A 26,480-nucleotide genomic window follows, 5' to 3' on the forward strand; every position below is an offset into this window, starting at 1 on the left:
AAAGACTAACGGGGGTAGAGTTCCCTCTCCCCCCGCAAAAAGCGATTAGCCTTGGCTCGGTTAAAAGTTGAGCGAGACATCCCGGTGATCCGAAAGACAACCGGCGACCTCAAGAGCCATGTCATCAGGCAAGCGGTCTTGTTGGCGCATGCCGATGTTATGCTTAATCACTTCGTCATAGGCAATGAGCCCTGGCAATAGCTCAGCCTCTCCGCGACGGCGCCACTCGAGGTTAGCGGAAAGGGCGGTCAAAGACCGGTCGATTTCCGCATCGGCCGCGGCCAGATCCGGATTGTCTCCGCGCATGATCGACCGTGCATCATTCACGCCGTCGCGAACGTCGCGCGCCCCTTCAATATCCCCAATCATCGACCGGACCTCCGCCAGCCGGTCAACGGCAGCCTCATTGTCCAACTGCCGAATATCGTCCTTAAGGCCAGCAATCAGGGGCTCCAAGGCAGCAAGTTGATCGACTTGCTGAAGCACAAGCTTGAGTTCCATCAAAGGCTCATAGGCATTATCAACCGTCCGCCGGTAGTTGCGCCGGGCATTTGTTTCGGCCCGCTGGATTTCCGCAAACGCATCATGACGCGGATCCCAGTCTTCCGGAATTTGGGCAATCAGAGCGTCTCTCTCGGCAGTATAGCGGTCAATTTGCGCCTGTGCCCGTTGACCTTGCTCTTCCGTGTAGATCCCGTTCGGGCCGGACCTTTGCACGATCACCTGCAATTCCTTTATGCGCTCCTCATATCGGCGCGCATCGCGCTCAAGCGCGCGCACCTGAACATGCAGCGGACGATATTCGACGGCTGCGTCCTCAACCGCTTCCTCTGCCTCACGGATCGCATCCATTTGCGGGATCGCTTGGCGCGCAGTTTCGAAGCTTTCCGCCATGGCTTCCTGATAGTCTTCAGGAAGATAGCTGTAGTCGAGGCTTTCTGCTGTGTTGATGGCTGCCAACACAGTATCGCCATTTTGCTGGAAGTCTTCGTAGATGAGGTTTTCCATGCAATATTGCAGACGCGGGTTGGCCGGAGGCGGCGCCGTTTCAGACAGCAGCGACTGCCGGTTCGGCAGATAGTTCACCAGCTGCGGATAGAAGCCGACAATCCCCAGAGCGAAAAGCTGCAATCCGATAAACGCAATCACGCCCTTATACATATCGATGGTTTTGACCACCGCTGGCGCGACCCCTCGTAAGTAAAACAAGGCAAAGCCAAACGGCGGTGTGAGGAATGACGTCTGAATGTTCAGTCCGATCATCACGCCCAGCCAGACAGCAGTCACGTTAGCTGACGGGTCCGCAAGCAGAATTGGCGCGACAATCGGCACAACCACCACAGCAATCTCGATGAAATCGAGGAAGAAGCCGAGAATGAACACCACGAGCATGACGATCAGGAACTGTGCCCAGAAACCACCCGGCAATCCTTGAAGGAATTCCTTCACAAGGTGCTCGCCGCCAAAAGCTCGGAACGCCGAAGTCAGCATTGCTGCGCCGAGTAGGATGACAAAGACCAGCGATGTCGTTTTCGCCGTCTCGACCATGACGCCGCGCAGCGTGTCTTCGAGTTTGAAGGTTCGCCACCCGCTCCAAGCAATGGCAATAACCACCAGCGATACGGCGATCAGAGCCAAGATCAACCCGAGCAAGTCATCGCTGGTCTCGATCCGCTTGATGTTGACCTCGCCGAAGAAGCTGATCACGACCGCAAGACCAAGCAGGGCGAGAACGGCGATAATTGCCGGGGAGTAGGCTCCCTTTTCGCCTTCCTTCAAACGATAGCCGGCCATGACCATGGCGCCAACCGCGCCGATGGCTCCCGCCTGGTTCACGGTCGCGATACCGCCCAGGATCGAGCCGAGAACAAGGAAGATTAGCGCCAAAGGTGGAACCAGGGTCACGAGAACCTTGACGGCGAACTGCCGGGTGAACGTGCCCTCTTCGTGCACAGCCGGGGCCGACTTCGGGTTCAGCAATGCGAACCCCAGAATGAACAGCATATACAGGCCAACAAGAACAAGACCTGGCAGGAAGGCGCCAAGGAACATCTCACCGGCACTTGTCGAGGTGACCGCGAAATCCGATGGCATTGAAATCTCGCCGGTCGAATCCCGGTAGAGTGTTTGCCGCAATGTGCCGGCTTGGTCGACGGCGCTGGCGAGCTGGTCCGCCAGAATAATCAAGACGATGGACGGCGGAATGATCTGCCCCAGCGTCCCGGAGGCTGCGATCGTGCCGGTTGCAAGCGGGACCGAGTAGTTGTTGCGCAGCATGGCCGGCAGCGAAATCAGGCCCATGGCGACAACAGTAGCGCCAACGATACCTGTTGTGGCCGCAAGCAGCGCGCCCACAAAAACAACAGAGATGCCAAGGCCGCCGGGAACGGGCCCGAACAGACGGGCCATTGTGACCAGAAGATCTTCAGCGATCTTGGACCGCTGAAGCATGATCCCCATGAACACGAAAAGGGGAATCGCGATCAGCGTATCTCGCTCTGCTTCCCAGTAGATCCCGCGGAAGTTCGTTACGCCAGCGCTAAGCCACTGCATGGCCGAGCCGCTGTCGAAAAATGCATCAGGGCCGGAGGAAAAGAGATAACCGGTTCCAGCTGCGAGGCCGATGGCCAGGATAGCGGAGCCGGGAAGAGCGAAGGCGACCGGAAAGCCCGCGCCAAGCGCACAGGCCATCAGGACAACGAGAATGGCGAGAAAAAGAAGTTCCATGTGGGCGATCTCGGAATGACTAATGGGCAGCGGTGGATGAGTGATCCCGGCCGCCCGGTTCACCGCGAATATCGGCAATAGCTTCGAGGAAGTAGCTGACAAACTGGATCATCATGGTGACCGCAAAGACACCCAGGAAACCCGCCATCAAATACTTTACGTAAAGCCCGAACCCCGCCTGCGTGACCTCATAGGACAAAATCGGGGCGTTGATGGCGTTCTGCGCCCCACCCATGCCGATATAGAGAATCACCGCGCAAAGCGACATGCCAAGTACGACAGACCCAACAGCATTCACATATCCCTTGGTCTTGGAACTCATGCCAGCGTAAAAGACGTCAACGCGGACGTGCCCTTCTTCCAGCAAGGTATAGGCACTGGCAAAGAGGAAGAGGGCCGCATACCAAAAGCGGACCAGATCAGCCATGAAAGCCTGTTCATAGGACAATATGAAACGACCAATCACGATCAACAGCTCTGCGACCACTACGAGCAGCGCAAGCCAGATGAAACCGAGCGTTCTGGTGAATGCGGCAATGACAAAGGACAGGCCGATCAACGGCATGTGAACATATCCTCCGCGAAACTGTGACCGGCCGAGGCTTGAGGCCAGATCCTCACCGACAATGCCAGCGAGCAAACCCTCTACGCGCAGGAATGAAATGACAGAATCCACCAGTCCGACAAGCAACACCGCCCAGAACATCGCTCGTATGAGATAGGCGTTGATATCGCTGATCCGCTTGCTGTCGCCACGCAGCGAGACCGACTTGGTCGACCGCACGTGATAGACTGTCCAGCCAATAGCTACTCCATACAGGGCGAGCTGCAGCCAAGACCAAACCATTGACATGGAGCCATTCGCCCGGCCGCCAAAAATCGGCGAGATACCCGGAAGGTCCTGCCAGTATGTCAAGTAATTATTGAGGATGAATGCCGCCATGATTGTCAGGATCAACCATCCGAAGATCCGGAATGGCACCGCACTCTTGTGTGTTCCCTGGGAAGAGTTCCCACCCGCAGACACGTCGTCTTGAACGCCGCCCATGGCCGTCATGGCGAAGGTGTCCCTATCTTATAGTTTTATGAGAAAGTGGGGACGGGTATGATCCCGTCCCCTTAGTTGTTCGAGGGTTAGGCCTTGCCGTTAAACCGTAATGCCCAACACTCGGTTACGCTGTTGCGTGTAGCCTGTATCGGCAAGCAGCATCCAGCGGCCGATCTCGGACCGAGCGTTGGCGAAGCTTTCATGCGTGCGCGCAGCCAGGTCGGAGTGCTGGATTGTTTCGTCGAACACTTCTTCGGCGGCTTCACCGAATGCATCATAAACCTCGTCGTTAAACTGTTTCAGTTCAACGCCGTGATCGTTGATTAAGCGGTTCAGGTAAACACCGTTCTCGGCGTTGGTTTCCGCCATCTGACGCGCGTTTTCTTCGTTACACGCAGCTTCGATGATCGCCTGGTCAGTCGGCGACAGCGAGCTCCACCAAGACTTGTTCATGCCGAGAGCGAGCTGAGAGCCCGGCTCGTGCATGCCCGGATAGTAGTAGTACTTGGCAGCTTCGTAGAACTTCATGAAGTAGTCGTTGTACGGACCCACCCACTCCGTTGCGTCAACCGCGCCTGATACAAGGTTTTCGTAGATCTGGCCACCAGGAAGCGATACCGGAGACGCTCCGAGTTTCGCCATGACGTCGCCGCCAAGGCCCGGAATACGCATCTTCAGACCCTTGAGGTCATCAGCAGTTTCGATTTCCTTGTTAAACCAACCGCCCATCTGAACGCCGGTGTTGCCGCAGGCAAAGTTTTTGAGGCCAAAGCCGTCGGCAACTTCATCCCAAAGCGCCTGTCCGCCGCCGTACTTAATCCAAGCATCTATCTCGGCGTAAGTCAGACCGAATGGAACTGCGGTGAAGTATGCCCAGGCCGGGTGTTTGCCTTTCCAATAGTAGTCGGCGCCAATGTAGGCTTGAGCATTGCCAGACGCGACCTCGTCAAACGAATCGAAGGCGCCGACACGCTCTCCAGCGGCAAAGTACTGAACGTTAATCCGACCATCGGTCAATTCGCCAATCCGCGCGGCGAGGCGCTGCGCGGACACACCCAAACCCGGGAAGTCCCGCGGCCAGGTAGAAACGATTACCATGTCTGTGGTCGACTGTGCGATTGCAGGCGCGGCAAGTGTAGAAGCAGCGACAACGCCACCAGCACCAAGACCCGCCTTTTTGATAAACGAACGACGATCCATTAAGTTATCCTCCCAAATCGGATATACATCCAACCGGCGCTTACACTTGCACCGATTGGAAACTATGTCTAGGTGATCCCGCGAAGGTCAGGCTATTCGTGGTTCTGCGCAGTAGTTACGTACTACTACGCAGCGATATGTAAGACTCACGAAAATTTCGTCCAGCCGGCGCAATTTCAGGATGGGTTTTGTGACGTTTAAAACCAAATTGGTGCTTATCACCATCCTGCCGCTCATAGCTGTTTCTGTTCTGATCGGCGCCGCTACCTACTTTCAGGCCCGGCATCTGATCGAAGTGGAAACACGTGCGGTTGAGGATAGAATCTTAGCAACCAAAAAACAGGAAATCCAGAATTATATCAGTCTGGCCCTGACATCTATTTCCCGAATCTACGAAAATGAGCCAAACGGCCGAGAAGCGGCACAGGAGCAGGTGAAGGAGATCCTTCACAACATGACTTTTGGGGAAGACGGATATTTTTTTGTCTACACCCGCGAAGGTGTCAATCTCGTTCATCCGAAACTCGGTCATCTGGTCGGCGAAAAATGGTGGGACCTCCAAGATCCCGAAGGCGACTTCGTGATCCAGAGCTTGATTGAGGCTGCTGAAGCAGGCGGAGACTTCCACGAATATGTCTGGCACAAACCATCCACTGGGTTAGTTGAAAATAAGCTCGGCTTTGCGATCATGCTCGAAAAGTGGGGCTGGATGCTTGGCACCGGCCTTTACACCGACGACATCGACAGAGAAGTGGAAATTATCCGGGCTGATTTTGCTGCAAGCATCCGGCAGACAGTGTTTGTAATTTTCATAATTGCGCTTGCCGCAATCGTTGTGACAGGAACACTGATTGCTGGGGTACGGTTCTCCGAACAACGCTTCGCAGATAGCAAACTGAAAGAACTCACCAACAGGATTTTCGAGATCCAAGAGCAAGAGCGAAAACGCGTCTCAACCGAATTGCACGATAGTATATCTCAGCTTTTGGTTTCTGTTCGTTATGGGATAGAGCTGATTCACAGCGAGGCGGGCAAGGTGCCTGACCTTCAAACACAAGCAACAAAATGCCTCGGCATATTAGACCGCGCCATTTCTGAAGTTCGCCGGATATCGCGTGACCTACGCCCTAGCGTTCTCGACGACATGGGACTTGCCACCGCCTTGGTAAGCCTCGGAAACGAGTTTGAAACGCATTCGGGCATCAAAGTCACTGTATCCGCAGAGCGTGGCAACGACCGATTGCCCGAAAATGCCAAAACGGCACTTTACCGGGTTGTTCAAGAATGCATGACAAATGTGGCACGGCATTCCAATGCCACCGAGGTCGATATCAATTTAAGCTACAACTCCTCAACTTTGTCTCTCACAATCAAGGATGATGGCGTTGGTATACAATCCCCGCTTCCAAAAGCCGGCGGCCTTGGCATCCGAAACATGCGCGAACGCATCGAAACACTTGGCGGGACTTTGCGAATTATGAAACGCACCAAAGGCGGGACGCGCATAAACGTTACGATTCCGCTATCGACACGCGGGCTGAAAGCGGCTTGAACCGATGAACGATGAAAACACTGCCGCCCTGCAACCAAATAGCACTATCCGAATCCTGCTTGCAGACGATCATGAGCTTGTACGTGATGGGATCCGTGCGAGATTACAGCGCTTCGACAACCTGGAAGTGATTGGCGAGGCCACAAACGGGGCCGAAGCGCTCGCGCTTGTTTCCAGCCTTCGCCCCGATGTAATTCTGATGGACATTTCAATGCCAATTAAAAACGGGCTTGAAGCAGCAGCAGAAATCCGCGAACACCATCCAAACACCGCCGTTTTGGTATTATCGATATATGACAACCCGGAATACGTCAGAGGTGTCGTTCAGTCTGGCGCCCGCGGCTATATACTCAAGGATATCTCGGCCAGCGAAATGATCACTGCGATCACCAGCGTCGCCAGCGGCGGGTACTACTTTTCCGCTGCTGTAGGCCCGACCCTGGTCGGTGGCAACCAAGCGACCGCGGTTGACGACCCTTATGGCCTTACCGATCGAGAAAGACAGGTCCTCAAGGCCGTTGCCCAGGGCCATCCGAACAAGGAAATTGCCAAAACCCTCGGTATCAGCGTAAGGACTGTGGAGACACACCGCTTGAACCTGCGTGAAAAAGTCGGCAACAAAAACGCGGCCCAACTTTATAAAGTTGCCCAGGAGCTAGGGCTATTAGCCTAATCACGCTGATCTGGATTGAATAGAATATGACCCGACCATTGATTCTTGTGACCGCGGACGTGAAACAAATAGATGGCTATCGATGGCACGCTGCGCCATCGACCTACCTTCGGGCAGTTGTCTCGGGATCGAACGGTATACCTGTGCTTCTTCCGTCCCTCGGCGCAGAAATCGTACTTGATGATGTTCTGAACGAAGTCGATGGTGTGGTGGCCACCGGATCGCGCTCGAACGTCAATCCAGAGCTTTATGGCAAAATGCCCACAGAGGAGAATGGCCCGTACGATCCGGATCGCGATGCAACCACCCTCCCTCTATTGCGCCGAGCGGTTGAGCGGGGCATTCCGGTTTTCGCGATTTGCCGGGGAATGCAGGAACTCAATGTGGCGATGGGTGGCACGCTTTTGACGGAAATCCAGACCCTCGAAGGGCGCAAAGATCACCGGGCACCGACATCAGACAGTCAGGATGAGCGTTTTCGCATCGCTCACCCTATCGATATTACAAAAGGCAGCCATCTCGCTGAGATTTTGGGTGAAACAACGGTCGAGGTGAACTCTCTGCACCGTCAGGCACTTGGGCAGCTTGGCCCCTCTGTAATCGTTGAGGCGACGGCAGAAGATGGAACGATTGAAGCTGTGTCGGTTAAAGATGCCCCTGGGTACATCATCGCAACGCAGTGGCATCCCGAGTACTGGGTGCATAGCGACACCCCATCAAAACGCCTCTTCGAAGCGTTCGGCGAGGCAGCAACCGCATACAAAAAGAACAAGCTTACAGCGAAGCGCTGAACTATCGCCACCCGAGCGCCGCGATCAACAACGTTAGACCAAGCAAAAAGACGATGAGCGCACCGACGATTTCAATCGTTCGGTGTACTCGCGTTGCCATAGCGCTTCCTTCTCCGAACAAACGCACGGCCAGATCCTTCACACCCACGGCAAGTCCTGCCAAAATCGCAACTGTGATCCCTGTTCCCACAGCCATCGCGAGCGTGGAAGCAATCCCCGCCGCGATCATGCCTTGCGACAACGCAAAAACCAACACAACCAGTGCCCCGGAACACGGGCGCAAACCAATCGCAAGGACAATAGAGACTGCTTTGGTCAGAGTAAGGGTGCCTTGCAGCATGTCAGGTGTTGGCGCGTGAGCGTGACCGCATGAAGTACAAACCCCATCAGCACCAAAATGATGATGACCCTCGTGTCCATGATGGTCATGCCCCTCGTGGTCTTGGTGATGGTGGTGATGGCCATGCGCGAGAGCGAGGCCCGGACGAGCTTGAAACGACAGGAGAGATGGCCGGACTGCTTTGCTCCACAGTAGCCAGACGCCCAGACCCGTCACCAAAACATAGGAGCCAATCTCAAACCAACGCGCTGTATCCTGAATAGCTATCGACGTCAGGTTCAACAGAACAGCTGCCCCACCAACAAGCGCAATCGCGGTTACCGCTTGCGCAAAGGCAGAAACGAATGACAAAAAGATGCCTTTCTTCAGGGTCTCATTGTTTGCAACTACGTAAGACGAGATGATCGCCTTTCCGTGTCCGGGACCTGCTGCATGAAAAATGCCATATGCAAAAGACAACCCCACCAGCAGCCAGCCAGCATTCGGATTGGAGCGAAATGCTCGAAGTGCACCAACCAGTTTTTGATAGAATTCACTTTGTAGCTGCGCAATTTTGCCGAAAAGTGAGCTGAACATGCCAGTCTGCGAATCAGCACCGGACGGGTTTGTTGCCCTCGGTAGGGGCGATAACGGAGCTAAGGCGTCGATTGCGCTAAAACCATCCGTTTCTGTTGTGCCCGAATCGTCCACCGAAGCACCAGCAGCCCCAGAACATGTCACAATCATCTGGTTGACCTGAGTCTGGGCGGCGGCCTGGAGTTCCGGTGGCAGATCTCTTTGGTCGGGTCCGATCTGTGCGAGCGCATAAGCAGTCGCCTGATCGAGGGGGGGCGGTTCTTTTCGAACCACATTGCATCCGCGCGGCGCATTTTCGATTCCAACAGCGCCCTTTTCCTGACCAAATCGAAAATCGACATAATAAGTTGGATCATAAATGTCGAGGGTGATCGGCTTGCTTGCGTCAGTAGCCTCTTTAAGCGGCAAAGTGAAGTGCAGCTCAAGGAGCTTAACGCTCTCAGGCATCTCACCGCCGTTCATCTCTACATCTTCCCGCATGGCAATGACGTCTTCGGGTTTGATTACCCAATAGTCCTTCATCGGGACGTCGACCACTTGGAGCCAGTAGTCTTCAGGAGGGTTGAAGTCGAGTTCTATGCGGCCATTGTCCCCAAAAGTGAAATATCCAAATTCACCCATGCTTTCGACATTAATATCTGCGAGTTCGGACAGTTCTTCGCGTGAATAGATACCGTCCCCATTCGTGTCGAACCCCTGAATGGCAAAAGCAGTGTATGCATCATCAAATCGGAAACTGTGGCGGACGGCAGTTGCGATACCAGCGTCATCGAATACGAGCTCTGAGCGAGCTTCAACGAACACATGGGGGTGCGCTGCAGCAGGCGAGCAGATGGCTGCGATCATTGCGATCGCTAATGCCGCACATGTACAAATTGCTTTAAATTTCACACGAAGCCCCAATGCCCTGCCATCACGTTATAGTATTACAACCTCTTGCATACGGATCACGGCAGGATCAAGGCAGTCTGACGACTGCAACGCAAAACCGCGAATAGATTATTTCAACGCTCGAAGAATGTTTTTCGAAAAAAAATTGCTTCTCATAGCGATACGTGGGGAACAAAAGCGGTAAATTTTCGTGAAATCCAGCTATTTTTATATCAATAACAACAACCTTCCGAGCCAATCCATGAACGCATTGAACAAATCGATCGAACCCGGTGCCGTCTTTGACCACGGCGAGTTCTGTGACCACGAGAATGTTGTGTTTGTTCGCAACAAGCGAACCGGCCTGTCTGCAATTATTGCTGTACACGATACCACTCTCGGCCCTGCATTGGGTGGCTGCCGTGTTTGGCCCTATCCCAATCCTCATGATGCTCTGAATGATGCATTACGATTGTCGAAGGGAATGACCTACAAAAACGCGCTTGCAGGCCTCAATCTAGGCGGCGGCAAAGCGGTTATTATTGCAGATGCACGCGAGACAAAGACCGCCGCTATGATGGAGGCTTTCGGCGCCCATGTGGACCGTTTGCACGGCACCTACATCACAGCGGAAGATGTTGGGGTGTCGCCTGCGGACATGGATGCGGTATCTCGCAAAACCAAGCATGTGCGCGGAACCAGCGCAATGGGCTTGGGAGACCCGTCTCCTTTTACCGCACTTGGTGTTTTTGAAGGTATTAAGGCGGCCGCCCGCCATGTTTTTGGCAATGATGACCTAAAAGGCGTAAGAGTGTCTGTACAGGGTCTCGGGCATGTCGGCTTTGATGTAGCAAGCCGACTCCACGACGCAGGTGCAAACCTTATTGTCTCAGACATCCATGCGCCCGCTGTTGAAAAAGCGGTTACCGCATTCGGAGCCAAAACCGTGGAGGCGCCGGATGCTCATGCTGTGGATGCTGAGATCTTCGTGCCATGTGCCCTCGGTGCTGGCCTTAATCGCAATACAATACAAAGCATCAAGGCGAAAATTGTCGCGGGGGCCGCAAACAACCAGCTCGAAACCCCCGAAGACGGTCGGGCCTTGAAGGACCGTGGTATTTTGTATGCTCCTGACTACGCGATCAATGCTGGTGGCGTTATTTCAGTTGCACTGGCAACGCACAAAGATCACGAAGAAGGCGTACGTGCCAAAACCATGCTGATCGGGGACACACTCACGGAGATATTCCAAAGATCGGTCCTAGAAAACAAAACGCCTGAAGCCGTCGCCGATGAGATGGCGGAAGAACGCTTGGCGGCAGCGGCAAAACGGCATTTATGAATTTGGCCTGGTTGTGCAGGGGCAACTCATAGCCCCTGCGCTTTCTTAATTGGCTTAAAAGTCTGATTCGTCCAGGTCAGTCTTTTCCCATGCGCGACTTAGCTCATCATACGCATCGGCGAAACCAGCCTTTAAATCTTCCCAAGCATTTTGAGCTCCAACCTGAATAGCGCCATATCGTTCGCTCAGACGGTTTCGAGCATCTTGTAGCGCTTTCATGTTTTCCTCCGCGCTCGCTTTGGCGTCATTACTCATTTCAGACCAATTTTCGCGCAGCTCTTTTTGCCGTGCGGCAATATCCGCGTCTAACTCCGCAAGAGCCTGTTTCGCAGCCTCTACAGCCTTATCGCGCTCTTGTGCGGAATAGGTTCCGATTGCGTCAATGGCTTCGCGAACCTGCTCACGGACTTCCCGAGTTGACAGTTCCGTTTTTTGATCCTCTTGGATCTGGGCATGTACCGGTGGAACAAAGGCAATAGCAATACAAGCAGCCAAAACACCTGTGCGGAAAGACATCTTGCAAAACCCCAGATTGAATTTTAGCGGCAATGTAACCATGTGCAGAAAAGCCGTCCAGCGTCATTGATAAATATATTTTAGGGGCACACAAAAAGCCAGACCGGCACCGCGGTTACACCTTAATCGTTCGCGGTTTCTTTAAATATTCCGAGCACCAAGGGAGAGGCCGAAGTTAGTGCTTTGTCGCCTTGCGCGGACCAAGCGGCAGTAATGCCTTCATGAATCACGTAAAGTTGCTGGCCGCAGCGTGGACAACCGCAAGCTTGGGACAGAAAATCAACAATTTCGGCCTTGTGCCGCAGAACTGTGTTGGAAATCGATTTGCTGTCCGGATGGGCAGACAGGGCGTGGAAGAAAAGGCAGCCGTTGGAGCTGTTTGTGTCCATCCAAATTCCGAGCCGCTTGATCACATGAAACGCGGCCTGAATGCCTGGTGGCGGCATTCTTTCAGCGAGATGTGTCAAATAACGCTGCTGCCTGTAATCCAACGCGCCCACTATCATCTCTTCACGCGAAGGAAAATACTTGTAGAGCGTTCGCAGACTTACCCCGGCACCATCTTTGAGATCCGGAACACTCGGCTCGGCAAAGCCGCGTGTGCGAAAGACGGTTTCCAACCCGGCAGCTATGACATTTTTCTTCGCGTCCATGAGACAATGGTAGAATTCTCATTCTACCATGTCAAATAAAGAGGCAAACCCATCCCCGGGAACTTCAATCGGTAGCCACCAAATTGTTTGCGCTCCGTTTGCCGAACCAGGCAACAAGGAAGTCGACCAGCGCCCTGACTTTACCGCTCAAATGTCGGCGATGTGGATAAACTGCGTAGATGCCCCGCTCTGCAGGCTCGTAGTCATCCAAGAGGACCTGTAACCGGCCATTACGCACGTCCCCGGACACAAAGAACAGCGGCGTTCTCAAATAGCCGAGGTTCAAAAGAGCAGCTTCGCGAGCAGCGGATGCGCTGTTGACCTCAATCGGCCCACTCACACTGACCGAAACACGTTGTCCACCCTGTTCGAAGGCCCAGTTTTGTTTGAAACGATAGTTTGTATCGATAATGCACGGTTTTTGCGAAAGATCCTGCGGCGTTCTTGGAAGACCAAATTGTTCGATTACCTCGTCTGTTGCAACGATAACAGTCCGGAACGGGGCAATGCGCCGCGCAATCAGACTAGAGTCGGCCAAGTCTGTTACACGGATTGCAAGATCAAAGCCCTCTTCAACCAGATCAACAAACCGGTCCTCAAGACGCAGGTCCATAACGATTTCAGGATTTTCTTTCAAAAACTCCATCATGGCCCGGTTCATCATCTGGTCACCCATGGACCGGGGCGCCGATACCCGCAATCGTCCCCGGACTTCGCCATGCGCTGATTGGACGGATGCTTGGAGATCATCAATCCGTTGCAGGATATCTATCGCTTCCTTGTAGTATGCCTCACCGGTCTCCGTAAGAGATACCTGTCGAGTTGTCCGGTTCAGCAAGCGCACGCCAAGCTCATCTTCCAGTTCCCCGATATATTTGGAGACCAGGGCCTTCGAACGCCCCATCTCGCGTGCCGCTGCCGAAAAACCTTTGTGGTCAGCAACTTTGATGAAACACCGCATGCGGGTTATCGCGTCCATAGCCCCTCCTTGGCCCTATTGTCAGGCGATAGCGGCGCCGCCATCAGCGCGTGGATCATGCGCCCCTTCGAGACCACCACGGCTGTTGCGGACAATCATGCCCGCATGCCCCATTGTGTCAGAATAGTCTTCATCCAGTACGACAACGTTGTGCCCGGCTTTTTCCAAGTAACGGAGCGTATCAGGGTCAAACCGGTTCTCAAGCCGCAAAGCGGCTGTTTCATCCCCCCAGGTCCGGCCGAGCAGCCAGCGTGGCGCGTCGATTGCAGCACCAACACTTTGAGAGAACATGATATGACGGCTGTAGATGGCGGCTTGTGTTTGTGGCTGCCCCTCCCCGCCCATCGTTCCATAAGTCACAGTTCGGCCATCTACCATTCGTGCCATTGCCGGATTGAGGGTGTGAAAGGGCAGCCGTCCAGGCGCAAGTGCGTTTAGGGCATCTGGGCGCAGTGAAAAACTTGAACCCCGATTTTGCCAGGTGATCCCGGTTTGCGGCAAAACGCAGCCGGACCCGAACTCCCAGTATATGGACTGAATAAACGAGACACTAAGCCCTGATTTGTCGACTGCTCCCATCCAGATAGTGTCGCCGGCAGATGGAGCGGTCGGCCACTCGAGTGCTCTGTGGAGAGAAATTTTGGCCGCCTCGGAATCAAGCCATTTCTCCTTCAGATAGTGTCTCGGCGACTCAGGTGCGTAAGCTGGGTCTGTGACCAATCGATCCCGGACCAGAAAAGCTCTTTTTGTCGCTTCGACAAGCGCGTGGACATATTCGGGGCAGCTGGCGTCACGAATACTCAACCGATCAAAAAGCGCCAAAATAATGAGGGACGCCAGTCCTTGAGTTGGAAGGGGCGCATTGAATATGGTGCCCATTTTCAATTGCACCTTTAAAGCTTCCTTGAACCGGGCTTCAAACCGTCCCAAATCCGCGCGTGTTACGGGCGAACCGATTTGCTCCAAGTCGGCAGCTATGGACGCTCCGACATCGCCTTTGTAAAATTCAACAAACCCCTCCAACCCAAGATGCTCAAGTGTGTCGGCGAGACGTTCTTGTTTGAGAAGGTCGCCCTCTTGCGGCGGCTTGCCGTCTAAAAGAAAAACATTGGCAAATCCGGGCTGGGGCGCAAGCTCGGGCAGCTTTTGAGTTGTTAGCTCAGCCTGGCTTTTCGAGACAACGATGCCTTCTTTCGCGTATCGCACTGCGGCGGCCAAGAGGTCGCGCCGTGGGGTTTTGCCCTTCCCAAGACGCTTTGCCGCCTCCAAAGCAAGATCCCAACCAGCGACGGTTCCAGCGACAGTGAGAGCTGCCAAAGGACCGCGTGTCGGAACGTATTCATAACCCGCATCATTATAGGCTTTAATGCTTGCACCACTGCCGGCCCCGCCACAGGCCATAAGAGCTTTTGGATCTTTGCCATGCTCAGCGATGAGCCAAAAACCATCTCCTCCGATGGCGTTCATGTGCGGATAGACCACAGCGATAGTACTTGCCGCAGCAATCATCGCTTCAATTGCAGATCCGCCATCGCGCAGAATTTCGGCGCCAGCATCAGCAGCCGCTTTATGCGGCGCCACCACCATTCCGCCAGAAGACGTTACCGTATCCATTCCGTTTTCCATTTCAATTGGGTGCTGAACGCCGGCGGATCCGCACTAAACCAAAAAACACCCTGAGCACAAAATACCCAATGCCTGCTCCAGCGGCAGCGCTAACTGCGCCTTCGATTTTCACCGGAACAGCCGGTTCAAAGTCGGAAACCGTTGCCTGCGCCAACTCTTGGTCCAATCCGGTTATGATAATGACCAAGCGCTCAAAGGAACCAGAACTTTGAAGAACCTGTTGCTGACTTTTTAGTAACCTTACCAGCCGGGCTGCCGTTGTAGACATGCTGTTTCCACGTGCTTGCAGGAAAGGGTCTTCATTATCTTTCAGGCGCAAGATCGCCGCTTGGACAGAAAGGCCAAAGCCAGCCGCATCCCGCTGAAAGTCACCCATGACCTGTTCAAGAGCATCGATCGCGCCTCCCAGCCGCTGACGATATTGTTGCGCGAATTCCGGCAGCCGGGAGGTAACCGAACCACAAGCGAGCATCACCAGCAAAACGAATACTCGCATAAAAGCTGCCCCCGATTTCCTAAGACTGCAGAGAAATGATCCCTGCTTCTCCTTCTTCAGACCCAAAGGCGAGCCGCAGTCCGGCAGGGTCCCAACCGAGCGCAGATACCGGACCTTTTGCCGACTGGCGGAGAAGAACTTCGGCGTTGTCTTCAAACCGGCACATGACAATCATGCCATCACTGTACCCGATCGCCACGACAGCTTTTTTAGGGTGGCAGGATACACATGACACCAGCGCATCACTACGCGTGCCGAGTTGCAAGGGCGACTGACCCATCGGACCCGTTTTACCGAAAAACGGCCAAAGGATCGCAGCGTTGGCACCAGAAGTGGCAAGGTAGCGCCCTTTAACCGACCAGCTCCAGCTTTTGACTTTCGCAGGATACCCGGTCATGCGCATATCTTGCTGGTCGGACAGCCTCCAGCCGTGCAGCGCATTCTCCTGCATGGTTGTTACGAGGTATTTTCCGTCCGGCGAATACGAAGCACCCAGATGAGCACCCTTCCATGAAAATTCAACAGGATTGCCGCCAGCACTCGCCCACCAAAGCGTGGCGCCGCCATAACGAGCGACAGCCAGGCGTTGTCCTTTGGGCGCAAATGCCAAGCCACCTACGGCCCGCTCATGGGTAAATTCTCTCTCTGTACCGGTTTGAAGACGCACCCACGCAGTGCGCCCTGAGGCGAACGCAACAGAACCGCCGGGCCCGCAAGCAAGAATATCAATCCATTTGCGCGGCCGTTCGGCCAAAATGATGACCGTACCATCTGCCTCGAGTTTTTTGATGCACCCATCATCGCCTGAAGTCACCAGGCTCGTCGTATCGCGGCTAAGCTCCGCTGCCAAAAGCCCGCCTGTGTGCACCTTAAGGTCAAGCAACCGCTGGCCAACGCGTTTGACTGTCCCATCGCCGAGCGCAAAAAAACCATCCTCATTCAAAAAACCGCAACTCACGACAAAGCTGCCGGCTTCAACTGGTGCTAGTATCGGCACGCGAAAATTCCCTATTCAGCCACACAGGCTGTAAAACTCTGCTTTAAAGTGTCCCAATTGAGATCTCGGCCAATGAAAACCAGCCTGCTTTGGCGATCTTCTGTTGCCTCCCAATCTCGCTGGTGATCTCCTTCGACAATCATATGAACACCCTGAATAACGTAGCGCTGAGGGTCGTTATTGAATGCAAGAATGCCTTTCATCCGCAAAATGTTCGGACCTTGAATTTGTGTGACCTGATTGATCCAGGGAAAAAACATGTCGGGATCCAGATCACCTGCAGTGAGCGATATGCTTTTGACCGAATGCGGATGATCATGGTCGTGGCCAAGATCATCCTGGTGATGGTGATTCTGATGGTCATGGTCATGGTTATGGTCACACGCAGCGCTACACTCGTGTTCGTGATGTCCATGCCTCAAAAAATGCGGATCAATAGACAAAATCCGGTCCAGATCAAAGGCGCCTCGATCAAGAACAGTTTGCAGTTCAACAGCACAACGCTCAGTCTTTTCGATCGCTGCGTACGGATTAACGCCCGCGATCCGCGCCGCGACCCTGGCCAATTCCTCAGCTGACACGAGATCGGTTTTGTTGAGCAAGATGACGTCGGCAAATGCAATCTGATCTTCCGCTTCGGTCGTGTCAGCCAAGCGTTGCAATACATGCCGCGCGTCAACAACAGCCACAACAGCATCAAGTTTCGCGGCCGCCCGAACGTCATCGTCCATGAAAAACGTTTGTGCAACCGGCGCGGGATCGGCAACACCTGTCGTCTCCACGATAATCGCATCAAATGCATTTCGCCGTTTCATGAGGTTTTGAACGGTCCTGATAAGGTCTCCGCGAACGGTGCAACAAATGCAGCCATTGTTCATTTCAAAAATCTCTTCGTCGGATTCGACGAGGAGATCGTTATCGATTCCAATCTCGCCGAACTCGTTCACGATCACCGCATAACGCTTGCCGTGATTTTCAGTCAGTATCCGATTGAGGAGAGTTGTTTTCCCGGCACCTAGGTATCCAGTCAGAACGGTTACCGGGATCTGGGACCGTTCGACTTTTTGGTTTGCTTCACTCATAAAACGCCTGTGCATTGTTTGGTACGGCTGCGGTGTTCAAACTATCCAGCCTGTAATTTTTGAAGTGAATATAATGGGAGGCTTTGCATGACACGAGGCCCAATCGCTGTTTTCTGTCGGTTTCTTTTGCTCATCACCAACAGTGCTGAGCGCGCCCCCTTCACCAAAGGTCGGCTTTTCCGATGACGCTCACATGAGCTACCAGTCAAGAGGCAGGCACGAAGGAGGTAGGCATGCCAACAACAATTGCCGGATTTGATCGCATCGGTGAGGAAAACGCTTTTGCAGTTCTGGCCCGTGCCACCGAGTTGTCCGAACAAGGCCGAGATATCATTAATCTTGGAATTGGACAGCCAGACTTTAAGACACCAGATCACATTGTTGAGGCAGCTATCAAGGCACTGCGTGATGGTCATCATGGGTACACACCAGCTACGGGCATTCTGCCACTTCGCGAAGCTGTTTCTGCAGACATTGAAAAGGGGTCAGGATATGCCCCTGATCCGGACACTGTCTTAATTGTTCCCGGTGGCAAAGTGACTATGTTCATGGCCATCCTTATGTTCGGCGAACCTGGAACTGATATCCTCTATCCCGACCCGGGTTTCCCTATTTACCGGTCAATGATTGAGTTTACAGGTGCACGCCCTGTGCCCGTCCCGATCAGAGAAGAAAATGATTTCGCGTTTTCGGCCGATGAAACCTTGTCGCTTATTGCTGAGAAAACACGGCTTCTTATACTGAATTCGCCCGCCAATCCGACCGGTGGCGTAACCCCGCGGACGGAAATCGAAAAACTTGTCGACGGCCTTAGTCAACACCCTCATACCGCAGTTATGTCTGACGAAATCTATGCTCACATGACATATGACGGCATCGAACACGTGTCGCTCATGGAATTCGAAAGTCTGAGAGACCGCCTGATCTTGCTGAACGGATGGTCGAAGACTTACGCTATGACTGGATGGCGTATGGGCTATTCTGTTTGGCCAGCATCGCTGGTGAACAAGGCGCGCAAACTTGCTGTCAACGCTTGGTCTTGTGTGAATGCACCAGCGCAGTATGCGGGATTGGCAGCCCTAACCGGACCGCAAAACGCAGTTCAGGAAATGCTCACGGAATTTGACCTTCGCCGAAAGATCGTAGTCGACGGATTAAACAAACTGCCGGGCATCAGCTGCCGTACTCCCCACGGCGCTTTTTACGCGTTTCCAAACATCACCGAGACTGGATGGAAAGCAAAGTCGCTCGCCTCTGCGCTCTTGGAAGACGCAGGTATCGCAGTAATTGGGGGACCGGATTTTGGTATCCTTGGAGAAGGCTACATTCGGCTTAGTTATGCCAATTCGGCCGAAAACATCGAGCGGGCGCTTGGCAGGTTTGCTGATTTCTTATCGACTTGAGCCCCTACTCGTCGGAACACGGGTATGGTCAATCATCCATCTCCGGCCAAAGGCATCACAGTCACCCAGTCATCGGGCCCATCTTTTACGCTACGCATTGCGTACAACGCATTTTCCTCAAAAAAAAGACGTGCAGAAATACTGTAATTTTTACCAGTAAACCCGCACACAGACTTCCGGCACCGTCAAGAAAACGGAAAAATCAGGTATCAATTTGTTTAAATATTCAGGCTAGGCTTCAAATTGGAGGAAGTCGACTGAATGTCTCAAGAGAGTTTACCGAAAGGCATACATCTCGATCTGCATCGCTCTTTTGGGGCGTTGACGGAATGCGTTGTGCTGACCCGCCCAGACCGCCGCATTCTTTATACGAATGACGCGGCTGAAAAGACATTTGGCTACGACCGGCACGAACTTGTCGGTCAGACCTGCGAGATTCTATTTTTCGACAAAGCCGACTTCGAGGCAACCGGAGACCTGAACCAAGAGAAATCCAACACCTCGAAAAACAACCGCTTCACTCTCAAGCTGAAGCGCCGCAACGGTAAGGTGTTTACTGCTGAGGTGGTGAATTCCGCGATTTTTGACGCCACATCAAGCCACGTCGGCTATCTTTTTATTGCACGGGACATCTCCGATCAGCTGGTCCTTGAAGCTTTGGTTACAGAGGCTGCAAAAACCCTCGAAGATGCGATCAATGCTATTTCTGAGGGATTCGCCCTCTACGACAAAGAAGACCGCCTGGTTGTTTGCAACGAGATGTACCGGCAAATCTATCCCGAATCTGCTGCCAGCATGACGCCCGGCACCCATTTCGAGGATATTCTGAGGTCAGGCCTCCAAAAAGGCCAATATGACCTCGGCGGAAAAACCGAAGACGAATGGCTGTCCGAGCGGCTTAGAAAACACAAAACTGCAGATGGTAAAGCGATTGAACAAAAACTCGCAGACGGCCGGTGGTTAAATATCGCCGAACGCAGAACCCGCTCGGGCGGGATCGCGGGTATTCGCACAGACATTACCCCGTTGAAAGATGCCCACGCCAAGCTGGCAGCATCCAACGAAAACCTTGTGCGGTTGGCCAACACCTTACCGAGTACCATCATTGAGATCGATCGTGACGGAATATGCATTCTCGCAAATGATATCGCCTGTTCATGGTTTGCGAAAACACGCGAAGAGTTGCTTGGGACAAAAGTCCGCGAATTGCTTCCGGAAGCGGTGCAGAACTCGAGCAAAAACTATTTGGATCTCGCTTTTGCTGGCACTCCGGCCCAGTTCGAATTGCCGATCAACTACCCTGATGGCAACAAGCGGCATGTCCGCTTGGAATACTTGCCGAAAATTGATGAACGCCAACGGGTCCAGAGCTTGGTTGCCTGCGCGACGGACATTTCTGACATCAAAAAGGCAGAGGCCGACTTGAAGGAGGCATACAGGAACATGACGATCCTAGCCAACAGCCTGTCCTGCGCGATCAGCGAGATCGACCGGGACGGCACCTGCATCTTCATCAACGAAATTGGCGCCAGCTGGTATGGCGGCACTCCAGACGAGCTGGTCGGGACCAAATTCCGGGAGAGTCTGCCTGAAGAAGCCCAAGAAAAAAACCGGAAACTGGTTGATGAGTGTCTGGCCGGCAACACCGTTCAAACGGAAATGGAAACAACTTTCCCCGACGGCGAAACCCGCATTGTGGAAATAGAGTACACTCCGAAATACGACGACCATGGAGACATCACGGGACTAATCACGTTGTCGACGGACATCACCCGCCGAAAGCGGACGGAGGAAACCTTAGCCGAACTCTACTCTATCACCTCTACTCGCGAGCTGAGCCATGAGGAAAAAATCAACCTCATCCTCAAGCTTGGATGTGAGCATTTCAACCTTCCTTTTGGCATTATCAGCCATATCATCGACAATCGATATACAGTCGTTCGGGCGGAAAGCCCGAACAACGAAATCAATGTCGGAGACGCCTTCGATATAGGTGACACTTATTGCGCACTTACTGTAGCAGCGGACGGCCCCGTCGCAATCGATGCGATGAAATCTTCCCCCTACGCGGGACATCCGTGCTATGCGATGTTCAAACTTGAAACGTACATCGGGACACCAATCGTTGTTGATGGTGAGCCCTACGGCACTATCAACTTTACCAGTCCGGATGCAAGAATAACTGGTTTTTCACAAACTGACCGCGAGATTATCCGGCAGTTCGCCGACTGGGTTGGGCACGAAATCGCCCGCCAACAGGACCAGGAAGCCCTGATGGAGGCCTATATTCGCCTCGAACGAATTTCAAGCACCGACGATCTTACCGGTGTCTTGAACCGGCGGGCTTTCCTCGACCGCGCGGGCACCGAGCTTGCGCGTTTTCGGCGGACGAAACGCGCCTTTACAACCGTGATGATGGACATCGATCACTTCAAATCGATCAATGATACTTACGGGCATGCGATCGGCGATGCAGTTCTGCAAAAATTTGCCGACATCGTCAAAGACAGCCTGCGCTCGGTTGATGTCTTCGGACGAGTTGGCGGAGAAGAGTTCTGCATACTGCTAGACAGTTCCGGACGAGAGGCAGCTTTCCAAGTGACCGAACGGATCCGCAAGCGTATCGCCGACGAGTGTATTGTGGAACCGCTATCTAGACCGATTACCTGCAGCGTCGGCCTGTCCGCGGTACGCGATGGAGATGTCGAATTCTCGACAATTCTACAGCGAGCGGATGGCGCCCTCTACAAAGCAAAAGAACAGGGTCGCAATCGGTGTGTTGCCTATTCTTCTGTCGCGGACGAACTTGCCCCTATTGAGTAAATCAACCTTCGCAAGGCGCCGCGACGGACCCTGAACTTCATGCTCCAACTTGGTCTTCTGCTGCCTTGCGCAGCGCTAGCATAAGCTCGGCCAAGAAATCGAGGCTTTGTTCATTCGCCAACTGTCCGCTCTCGGTGAAGGCGGCGCTCGGTCCCGCGATCAGGACCTCAGGCCCTTGAATCACATGCGGGTGAAAAGGCGTGAGACAATGCCTCAGAGAATACTGTGCCCGAGCACCCCCGGTCCAGCCCGCAGCCGACACAATGGCCACAGGTTTATCTTTGAAGGGCATCGGACCCTTGCGGCTAACCCAGTCCAGCGCGTTTTTCAAAACCCCTGGAAGGTTCTTGTTATATTCGGGCGTCGAGATGACGACGGCATCGGACCGCACAATCTGATCGTGAAGGCAGATGACTTCCGGAGGCAATCCGTGCTCCGCCTCAAGATCGCCGTCGTACAGCGGCAATCGAATATCAGCCAACTCAAAGATGCAACTGCCAAATAGGCGCGCCCCCTCTTTCACCAGCAGGGTGTTATAAGACGCTTTCCGGAGTGAACCGGAAATTCCCAATAGTTTCAGTGTATTCACGGCACGCTCCTGCATGGAAGTGGTCTAATTTGACAGCACGCCTGCCAGATGTTCAGTTGTTACTCGTTGTGATCCAGGCATCGTGTTTGAGACAATTGGTCGCAAACAAGCCACCGGGCAGCGCAGATAGGACGCTCGACACGCCTTAAAAGGGTGCACCTTGGTGAAAAATTCCTGTGCTTGCCCCGACCCAATCACACGCCATCCGCGAAAGCCTGGATGGAAAAATTGAACCTAAGCAATTACGGGGGACCTTCGGTGTTTGAAAAAATCATGGTGCCAGTTGATTTGGCCCACGCAGATAAACTCGAAAAGGCGCTGACGGCCGCAGCCGGCCTGGCCAAGGCCAATGACACACCGGTCACTTATGTCGCTGTGACCACCTCTCTTCCGGGCAAACTTGCTCACAATCCAGAGGAGTTTGCCGCAAAGCTTGACGGCTTCGCGCAGCAACAAGGCAGCAAGTTCGGCATAAAGACCGATGCGCGCAGTTATGTGTCTCACGACCCAACGATAGATCTCGATGCGACGCTAATAAGAGCGGTGAAAGAGACAGGCGCCGATGTGGTGGTGATGGCCACGCACATTCCAAACGTTGCCGATCACTTTTGGCCATCAAACGGCGGAACGGTTGCCACCCATACGGATGCCTCCGTGTTTCTAATCAGAGGACACTAAAGGCGGGCCCAACCAACAGCTGAATTCGAAAAAAGGGGATAGGTCTCATGACCGAAGAAACGTCGAACGCGGGCATTCCAGAACCGGAAGGCGCCGCGAATTTGATCGAAACTGACTACGAAATTGGCCAGGATAACTTTGAAGCACAGCTGGGGCCGTTCGGCCTCGACGTCCACAATCCCGTCTTTCTTGTCTCCGGACTGACCATCGTTGCCTTTGTGTTTCTCACATTGGCTTTCCAGGCCGATGTTGGTCCGGTGTTCGATGCGATGCGTAAGGCGCTCACCGGCAATCTCGACTGGTTCTTTATCCTTTCGGGGAACATTTTCGTTCTTCTATGCCTGTTTTTGATCGTCTCCCCCTATGGCAGTGTCCGCATCGGGGGTAAGGAGGCGACGCCTGATTACTCCTATTTCGGTTGGTTTGCGATGTTGTTCGCTGCCGGAATGGGTATTGGCCTCATGTTCTTCGGGGTGCTTGAACCGGTCTATCACATGGCCTTCTCCTCGCCATTGGGCGTCCCGTCGCCTTTCGATGCTGATGGCAATCTCATTCCTGAAAACGTAGACGCCGCGCGCGCAATGGGTATGGCCGCGACCATCTATCACTGGGGTCTGCATCCTTGGGCCATCTATGCCGTAGTTGCGCTGGCACTGGCCCTTTTTTCGTTTAACAAAGGCCTGCCGCTCACGATGCGTTCCGTTTTCTATCCGGTTTTCGGCGAACGGACTTGGGGATGGCCGGGCCACATCATCGATATATTGGCAGTTTTTGCGACGTTGTTTGGCCTCGCAACCTCGTTGGGGTTCGGAGCTCAGCAGGCAAATGCTGGTCTGGACTTTGTATTCGGCATTCCGGTCAGCAATACGACACAAGTCATTCTGATCCTTGGCATAACCGTCGTCGCGCTGGTGTCCGTCATGCGCGGCTTGGACGGCGGCGTGAAGGTTTTGTCAGAAATCAACATGCTGATTGCTGCACTGTTGCTTATGTTTGTGATTGTTGCAGGGCCAACCGGGCAGATCATTTCTGGATTCTTCGGAAATATCGCTTCCTACGCACAGGAGGTTATCCCGCTATCAAATCCGTTTGGACGTGAAGACGACGGGTTCCGTCAGGGGTGGACATCTTTCTACTGGGCCTGGTGGATTTCCTGGTCCCCATTTGTCGGTATGTTTATAGCGCGCGTTAGCCGTGGTCGGACAGTCCGCGAATTCGTGACTTGTGTTCTGATCATCCCAACGATCGTTTCGGTTCTTTGGATGACAGCTTTCGGCGGTACCGCGATTGAGCAAGTTCTTACTGACAGCGGCAGCCAGGTACGCGAATACGTCATTGCAAGCTACAGCCCGGAACTGTCGTTGTTCGGCATGCTCGCGGATCTTCCGTTCGCTTCGCTGACTTCAATTGTGGCCATTGTTCTGGTGATCGTATTCTTCGTGACATCCTCCGACTCTGGCTCGCTTGTGATTGATGCGATCACTGCAGGTGGCAAGGTTGACGCACCAGTTTCACAGCGTGTCTTTTGGTGCACCTTTGAGGGATTGGTTGCGATTGCGTTGCTTCTCGGCGGTGGGCTCGGTGCCTTGCAAGCCATGGCAGTTTCAACAGGCTTGCCATTCACGATTGTATTGCTTCTCGCGTGCTATGCGATCTTGAAAGGCCTTGCCAGCGAACCGCGCTGAGCTATCAACACCAAACAAAAAGGCGGCCTGGTGGCCGCCTTTTTTATAGCACTATCGGCGCGAGGCGCACCCCAGGAGGTGGCGCACTCTCCCGAACCCGCAGCTCGGGTTCAATGAGTATAGGATTGTTCGGAACGCGCTCACCTGTAACCTGGCGCAAAAGAGTTAGTGCCGCCAGCCGACCGATCTTGTCTGCGTGATTGCAAACAGACGTTAAGGCAGGTGTTCGGCTATCCGCCCCATCAATATCATCATATCCGGTGATTGCCATTTCCGGCCCAGGCTCAATTCCCGCGCGCCTCAAGCTGGTCATCATCCCAAACGCGACAAGATCATTGAAGCCCATGATCGCCGTCGGACGCTCATCCGCTTCCAATATTGTCGTTACCGCCAATCGGCCGTCGGCCTGTGTCATCAGCTCTGGCAAGTCCAACTGGTGTGAGGGATTGAGGCCAGCCTCGGTCAATGCCCGTTTCCATCCGACATGGCGGTCTCGACCTGTCGAACTCTCCCGGCGGCCGCCAACCATGCCAATTCTCGTGTGCCCTTTTTCGATAAGATGTTTGGTGACCAAATAGCCGCCTTTAATATCGTCACCGTGTACACACGGCGCCCAAACACCAGATACTTCACGAGCCATAAGTGTCACCGGTATTCCTTGCCCAACCAAGCGATTAATTTCTTCCGCAGTGGTTCCAATTGACGGGCAAAGAATGAGACCATCGGCACGGTGTTGCAAAAGCGTGTTTACAAAGGCGCGTTGTCGTTTGACGTCATCTCTGTGATTACAAATGAAAATCATTTGCCCCTGTGCTTCCAGAACATCTTCGAGCGCTGAAAAAACCTCGGCAAAAAAAGGGTTTTGAATATCGTGAACAGCAACACCGACAATCTGACTCCGCGCTGTGCGCAAAGAAGCCGCGGATCTGTTGTAAATATAGCCGATCTCCTCGGCTGTTTGCTTGACCTTGAGCCGCGTTTCTTCTGCCACCAAAGGGCTTTCGCGCAAGGCCAGAGAAACGGTCGCGGTCGATATACCAAGTTGGTCGGCGATGTGCCCAAGCGTCAGCCGCTTGCCTGGTTTTAAAAGATACGGTTCTGGAGCCGATCTATCAATTAATCCGTGGCTTTCTTGGTTTGATTGTCTATGGGGTTCTGTTTTGGAACCGCTTTCTTCATCACTCATGCATTTGAACTCGGCCGCCTAGCAGCACTGTCTTGTGGGGACATGCGCCTATTAACACTCACATACAAGATGGACTTTTCGTCTTAGCGTTGCGGCGCCGATTCGTCGAACTCTTCACGAAGATTTACGACAACCCGCCGGTTTTGAGATTGGCACGTAATGTCATCGCAATCCGTAACCGGCCGCTCGATACCATATCCCTTTGCCCACATGCGTTTGCGGTCAACGCCCTGCGCAACCAGCGCATTCAGGACTGCGTTAGCCCGCTGCGTCGACAGAGTTTTGTTCGCGTTTTCGCCACCCGGCTCATCCGCATGACCCTGCACCTTGACCAGCCAGCGGGTGTTGTCCTTTAGCCAAGTGGCTTGGCGCGCGATCGTCATTTTAGCTTCTTCGCTGACTTCTGCTGAGCCTTTGTCAAAATAGATTCGCCGCCCAACGTTCAACATGAACTCTTCTTCGGACCCAGGTTTCATATCGACAAAGCCTGCAGCTGCCGCATTGGTCACATTTGGGGTGGCTAGATTTCCTGCAGAATTACACCCCTGCAAGATTAAAAGCCCTGCAAGTGCAGCCCAACGCACGGCTCCCCAAAATGCGTCAAAATCGCTCACACCATCCCCCGATTTCCATGAGTTCGCCATGTTG

General features: G+C 53.6%; 22 protein-coding genes. 8 read left to right on the forward strand and 14 right to left on the reverse strand.

Annotated elements, in window-relative coordinates; all coding sequences use genetic code 11:
• Positions 1 to 60: 60 nt before the first annotated feature.
• From JM93_RS17825 to JM93_RS17835, 3 genes are all read right to left on the reverse strand, one after another.
• Positions 61 to 2,727 carry a TRAP transporter large permease gene (locus JM93_RS17825; RefSeq protein WP_145346182.1) on the reverse strand — a complete coding sequence of 889 codons (2,667 nt, stop codon included), beginning with the start codon at positions 2,725 to 2,727 and terminating at the stop codon, positions 61 to 63.
• A gap of 19 nt (positions 2,728 to 2,746) precedes the next feature.
• Positions 2,747 to 3,784, reverse strand: coding sequence for a TRAP transporter small permease subunit (locus JM93_RS17830; RefSeq protein ID WP_145346184.1), 1,038 nt, complete (start codon positions 3,782 to 3,784; stop codon positions 2,747 to 2,749).
• Between the two features lie 90 nt (positions 3,785 to 3,874).
• Positions 3,875 to 4,975, reverse strand: a complete 1,101-nt coding sequence (locus JM93_RS17835; RefSeq protein WP_145346186.1) for a TRAP transporter substrate-binding protein — start codon at positions 4,973 to 4,975, stop codon at positions 3,875 to 3,877.
• A gap of 181 nt (positions 4,976 to 5,156) precedes the next feature.
• Between JM93_RS17835 and JM93_RS17840 the strand changes: the two genes are divergently transcribed.
• Genes JM93_RS17840 through JM93_RS17850 form a run of 3 tightly spaced genes read left to right on the forward strand, consistent with a single transcriptional unit; the run spans position 5,157 to position 7,991 of the window.
• Positions 5,157 to 6,527, forward strand: a complete 1,371-nt coding sequence (locus tag JM93_RS17840; RefSeq protein ID WP_155197655.1) for a cache domain-containing protein — start codon at positions 5,157 to 5,159, stop codon at positions 6,525 to 6,527.
• Positions 6,528 to 6,531: 4 nt separating this feature from the next.
• Positions 6,532 to 7,200, forward strand: coding sequence for a response regulator transcription factor (locus tag JM93_RS17845; protein WP_145346190.1), 669 nt, complete (start codon positions 6,532 to 6,534; stop codon positions 7,198 to 7,200).
• A gap of 26 nt (positions 7,201 to 7,226) precedes the next feature.
• The gene (locus tag JM93_RS17850; protein ID WP_145346192.1) at positions 7,227 to 7,991 is read left to right on the forward strand and encodes a gamma-glutamyl-gamma-aminobutyrate hydrolase family protein; all 765 of its coding nucleotides are present in this window, start codon (positions 7,227 to 7,229) and stop codon (positions 7,989 to 7,991) included.
• A 1-nt stretch (position 7,992) separates the two neighbouring features.
• Here the strand turns inward: JM93_RS17850 and JM93_RS17855 are convergent, their stop codons facing one another.
• Positions 7,993 to 9,753 (reverse strand): HoxN/HupN/NixA family nickel/cobalt transporter, encoded by a 1,761-nt coding sequence (locus JM93_RS17855; protein ID WP_145346194.1) that lies wholly within the window; start codon positions 9,751 to 9,753, stop codon positions 7,993 to 7,995.
• 286 nt (positions 9,754 to 10,039) lie between these two features.
• On the opposite strand from JM93_RS17855, the gene JM93_RS17860 reads away from it, so the two are divergent.
• On the forward strand, positions 10,040 to 11,119 hold the full coding sequence (locus JM93_RS17860; RefSeq protein WP_145346196.1) for a Glu/Leu/Phe/Val dehydrogenase dimerization domain-containing protein: 1,080 nt from the start codon (positions 10,040 to 10,042) through the stop codon (positions 11,117 to 11,119).
• Between the two features lie 54 nt (positions 11,120 to 11,173).
• Here the strand turns inward: JM93_RS17860 and JM93_RS17865 are convergent, their stop codons facing one another.
• From JM93_RS17865 to JM93_RS17895, 7 genes are all read right to left on the reverse strand, one after another.
• Positions 11,174 to 11,677: a sll1863 family stress response protein gene (locus JM93_RS17865; RefSeq protein WP_145346198.1), complete on the reverse strand. Its 504-nt coding sequence runs from the start codon at positions 11,675 to 11,677 to the stop codon at positions 11,174 to 11,176.
• A gap of 80 nt (positions 11,678 to 11,757) precedes the next feature.
• Positions 11,758 to 12,288, reverse strand: coding sequence for a TetR/AcrR family transcriptional regulator (locus JM93_RS17870; protein WP_145346200.1), 531 nt, complete (start codon positions 12,286 to 12,288; stop codon positions 11,758 to 11,760).
• Positions 12,289 to 12,352: 64 nt separating this feature from the next.
• The gene (locus JM93_RS17875) at positions 12,353 to 13,267 is read right to left on the reverse strand and encodes a LysR family transcriptional regulator (protein ID WP_145346202.1); all 915 of its coding nucleotides are present in this window, start codon (positions 13,265 to 13,267) and stop codon (positions 12,353 to 12,355) included.
• A 21-nt stretch (positions 13,268 to 13,288) separates the two neighbouring features.
• Positions 13,289 to 14,881, reverse strand: coding sequence for a gamma-glutamyltransferase family protein (locus tag JM93_RS17880; RefSeq protein WP_145346204.1), 1,593 nt, complete (start codon positions 14,879 to 14,881; stop codon positions 13,289 to 13,291).
• Between the two features lie 13 nt (positions 14,882 to 14,894).
• Positions 14,895 to 15,455: a DUF2937 family protein gene (locus tag JM93_RS17885; protein ID WP_208995280.1), complete on the reverse strand. Its 561-nt coding sequence runs from the start codon at positions 15,453 to 15,455 to the stop codon at positions 14,895 to 14,897.
• The gene (locus JM93_RS17890) at positions 15,409 to 16,386 is read right to left on the reverse strand and encodes a WD40 repeat domain-containing protein (protein ID WP_145346206.1); all 978 of its coding nucleotides are present in this window, start codon (positions 16,384 to 16,386) and stop codon (positions 15,409 to 15,411) included. Before JM93_RS17890 ends, JM93_RS17885 begins: the two co-directional genes overlap by 47 nt.
• Before the next feature lie 11 nt (positions 16,387 to 16,397).
• Complete coding sequence (locus JM93_RS17895) at positions 16,398 to 17,468, reverse strand: CobW family GTP-binding protein (protein WP_145346208.1); 1,071 nt, start codon at positions 17,466 to 17,468, stop codon at positions 16,398 to 16,400.
• Between the two features lie 233 nt (positions 17,469 to 17,701).
• Here JM93_RS17895 and JM93_RS17900 point away from each other — a divergent pair, with 233 nt between their 5' ends.
• Positions 17,702 to 18,871 (forward strand): pyridoxal phosphate-dependent aminotransferase, encoded by a 1,170-nt coding sequence (locus JM93_RS17900; RefSeq protein WP_145346210.1) that lies wholly within the window; start codon positions 17,702 to 17,704, stop codon positions 18,869 to 18,871.
• Between the two features lie 261 nt (positions 18,872 to 19,132).
• On the forward strand, positions 19,133 to 21,694 hold the full coding sequence (locus JM93_RS17905) for a PAS domain S-box protein (protein ID WP_145346212.1): 2,562 nt from the start codon (positions 19,133 to 19,135) through the stop codon (positions 21,692 to 21,694).
• 37 nt (positions 21,695 to 21,731) lie between these two features.
• Here JM93_RS17905 and JM93_RS17910 read toward each other — a convergent pair whose 3' ends face one another.
• Positions 21,732 to 22,283, reverse strand: a complete 552-nt coding sequence (locus JM93_RS17910; RefSeq protein ID WP_208995282.1) for an NADPH-dependent FMN reductase — start codon at positions 22,281 to 22,283, stop codon at positions 21,732 to 21,734.
• 258 nt (positions 22,284 to 22,541) lie between these two features.
• Between JM93_RS17910 and JM93_RS17915 the strand changes: the two genes are divergently transcribed.
• On the forward strand, positions 22,542 to 22,961 hold the full coding sequence (locus JM93_RS17915; RefSeq protein WP_145346216.1) for a universal stress protein: 420 nt from the start codon (positions 22,542 to 22,544) through the stop codon (positions 22,959 to 22,961).
• A gap of 47 nt (positions 22,962 to 23,008) precedes the next feature.
• Positions 23,009 to 24,646, forward strand: a complete 1,638-nt coding sequence (locus tag JM93_RS17920; protein ID WP_145346218.1) for a BCCT family transporter — start codon at positions 23,009 to 23,011, stop codon at positions 24,644 to 24,646.
• Between the two features lie 43 nt (positions 24,647 to 24,689).
• Here the strand turns inward: JM93_RS17920 and JM93_RS17925 are convergent, their stop codons facing one another.
• Together JM93_RS17925 and JM93_RS17930 are read right to left on the reverse strand one after the other, a co-directional pair.
• Positions 24,690 to 25,832, reverse strand: a complete 1,143-nt coding sequence (locus tag JM93_RS17925; RefSeq protein WP_145346221.1) for a LacI family DNA-binding transcriptional regulator — start codon at positions 25,830 to 25,832, stop codon at positions 24,690 to 24,692.
• 83 nt (positions 25,833 to 25,915) lie between these two features.
• Positions 25,916 to 26,446: an OmpA family protein gene (locus JM93_RS17930; RefSeq protein ID WP_244300893.1), complete on the reverse strand. Its 531-nt coding sequence runs from the start codon at positions 26,444 to 26,446 to the stop codon at positions 25,916 to 25,918.
• Positions 26,447 to 26,480: the final 34 nt, after the last annotated feature.

Source organism: Roseibium hamelinense (genome assembly GCF_007830545.1).
Classification (GTDB): domain Bacteria; phylum Pseudomonadota; class Alphaproteobacteria; order Rhizobiales; family Stappiaceae; genus Roseibium; species Roseibium hamelinense.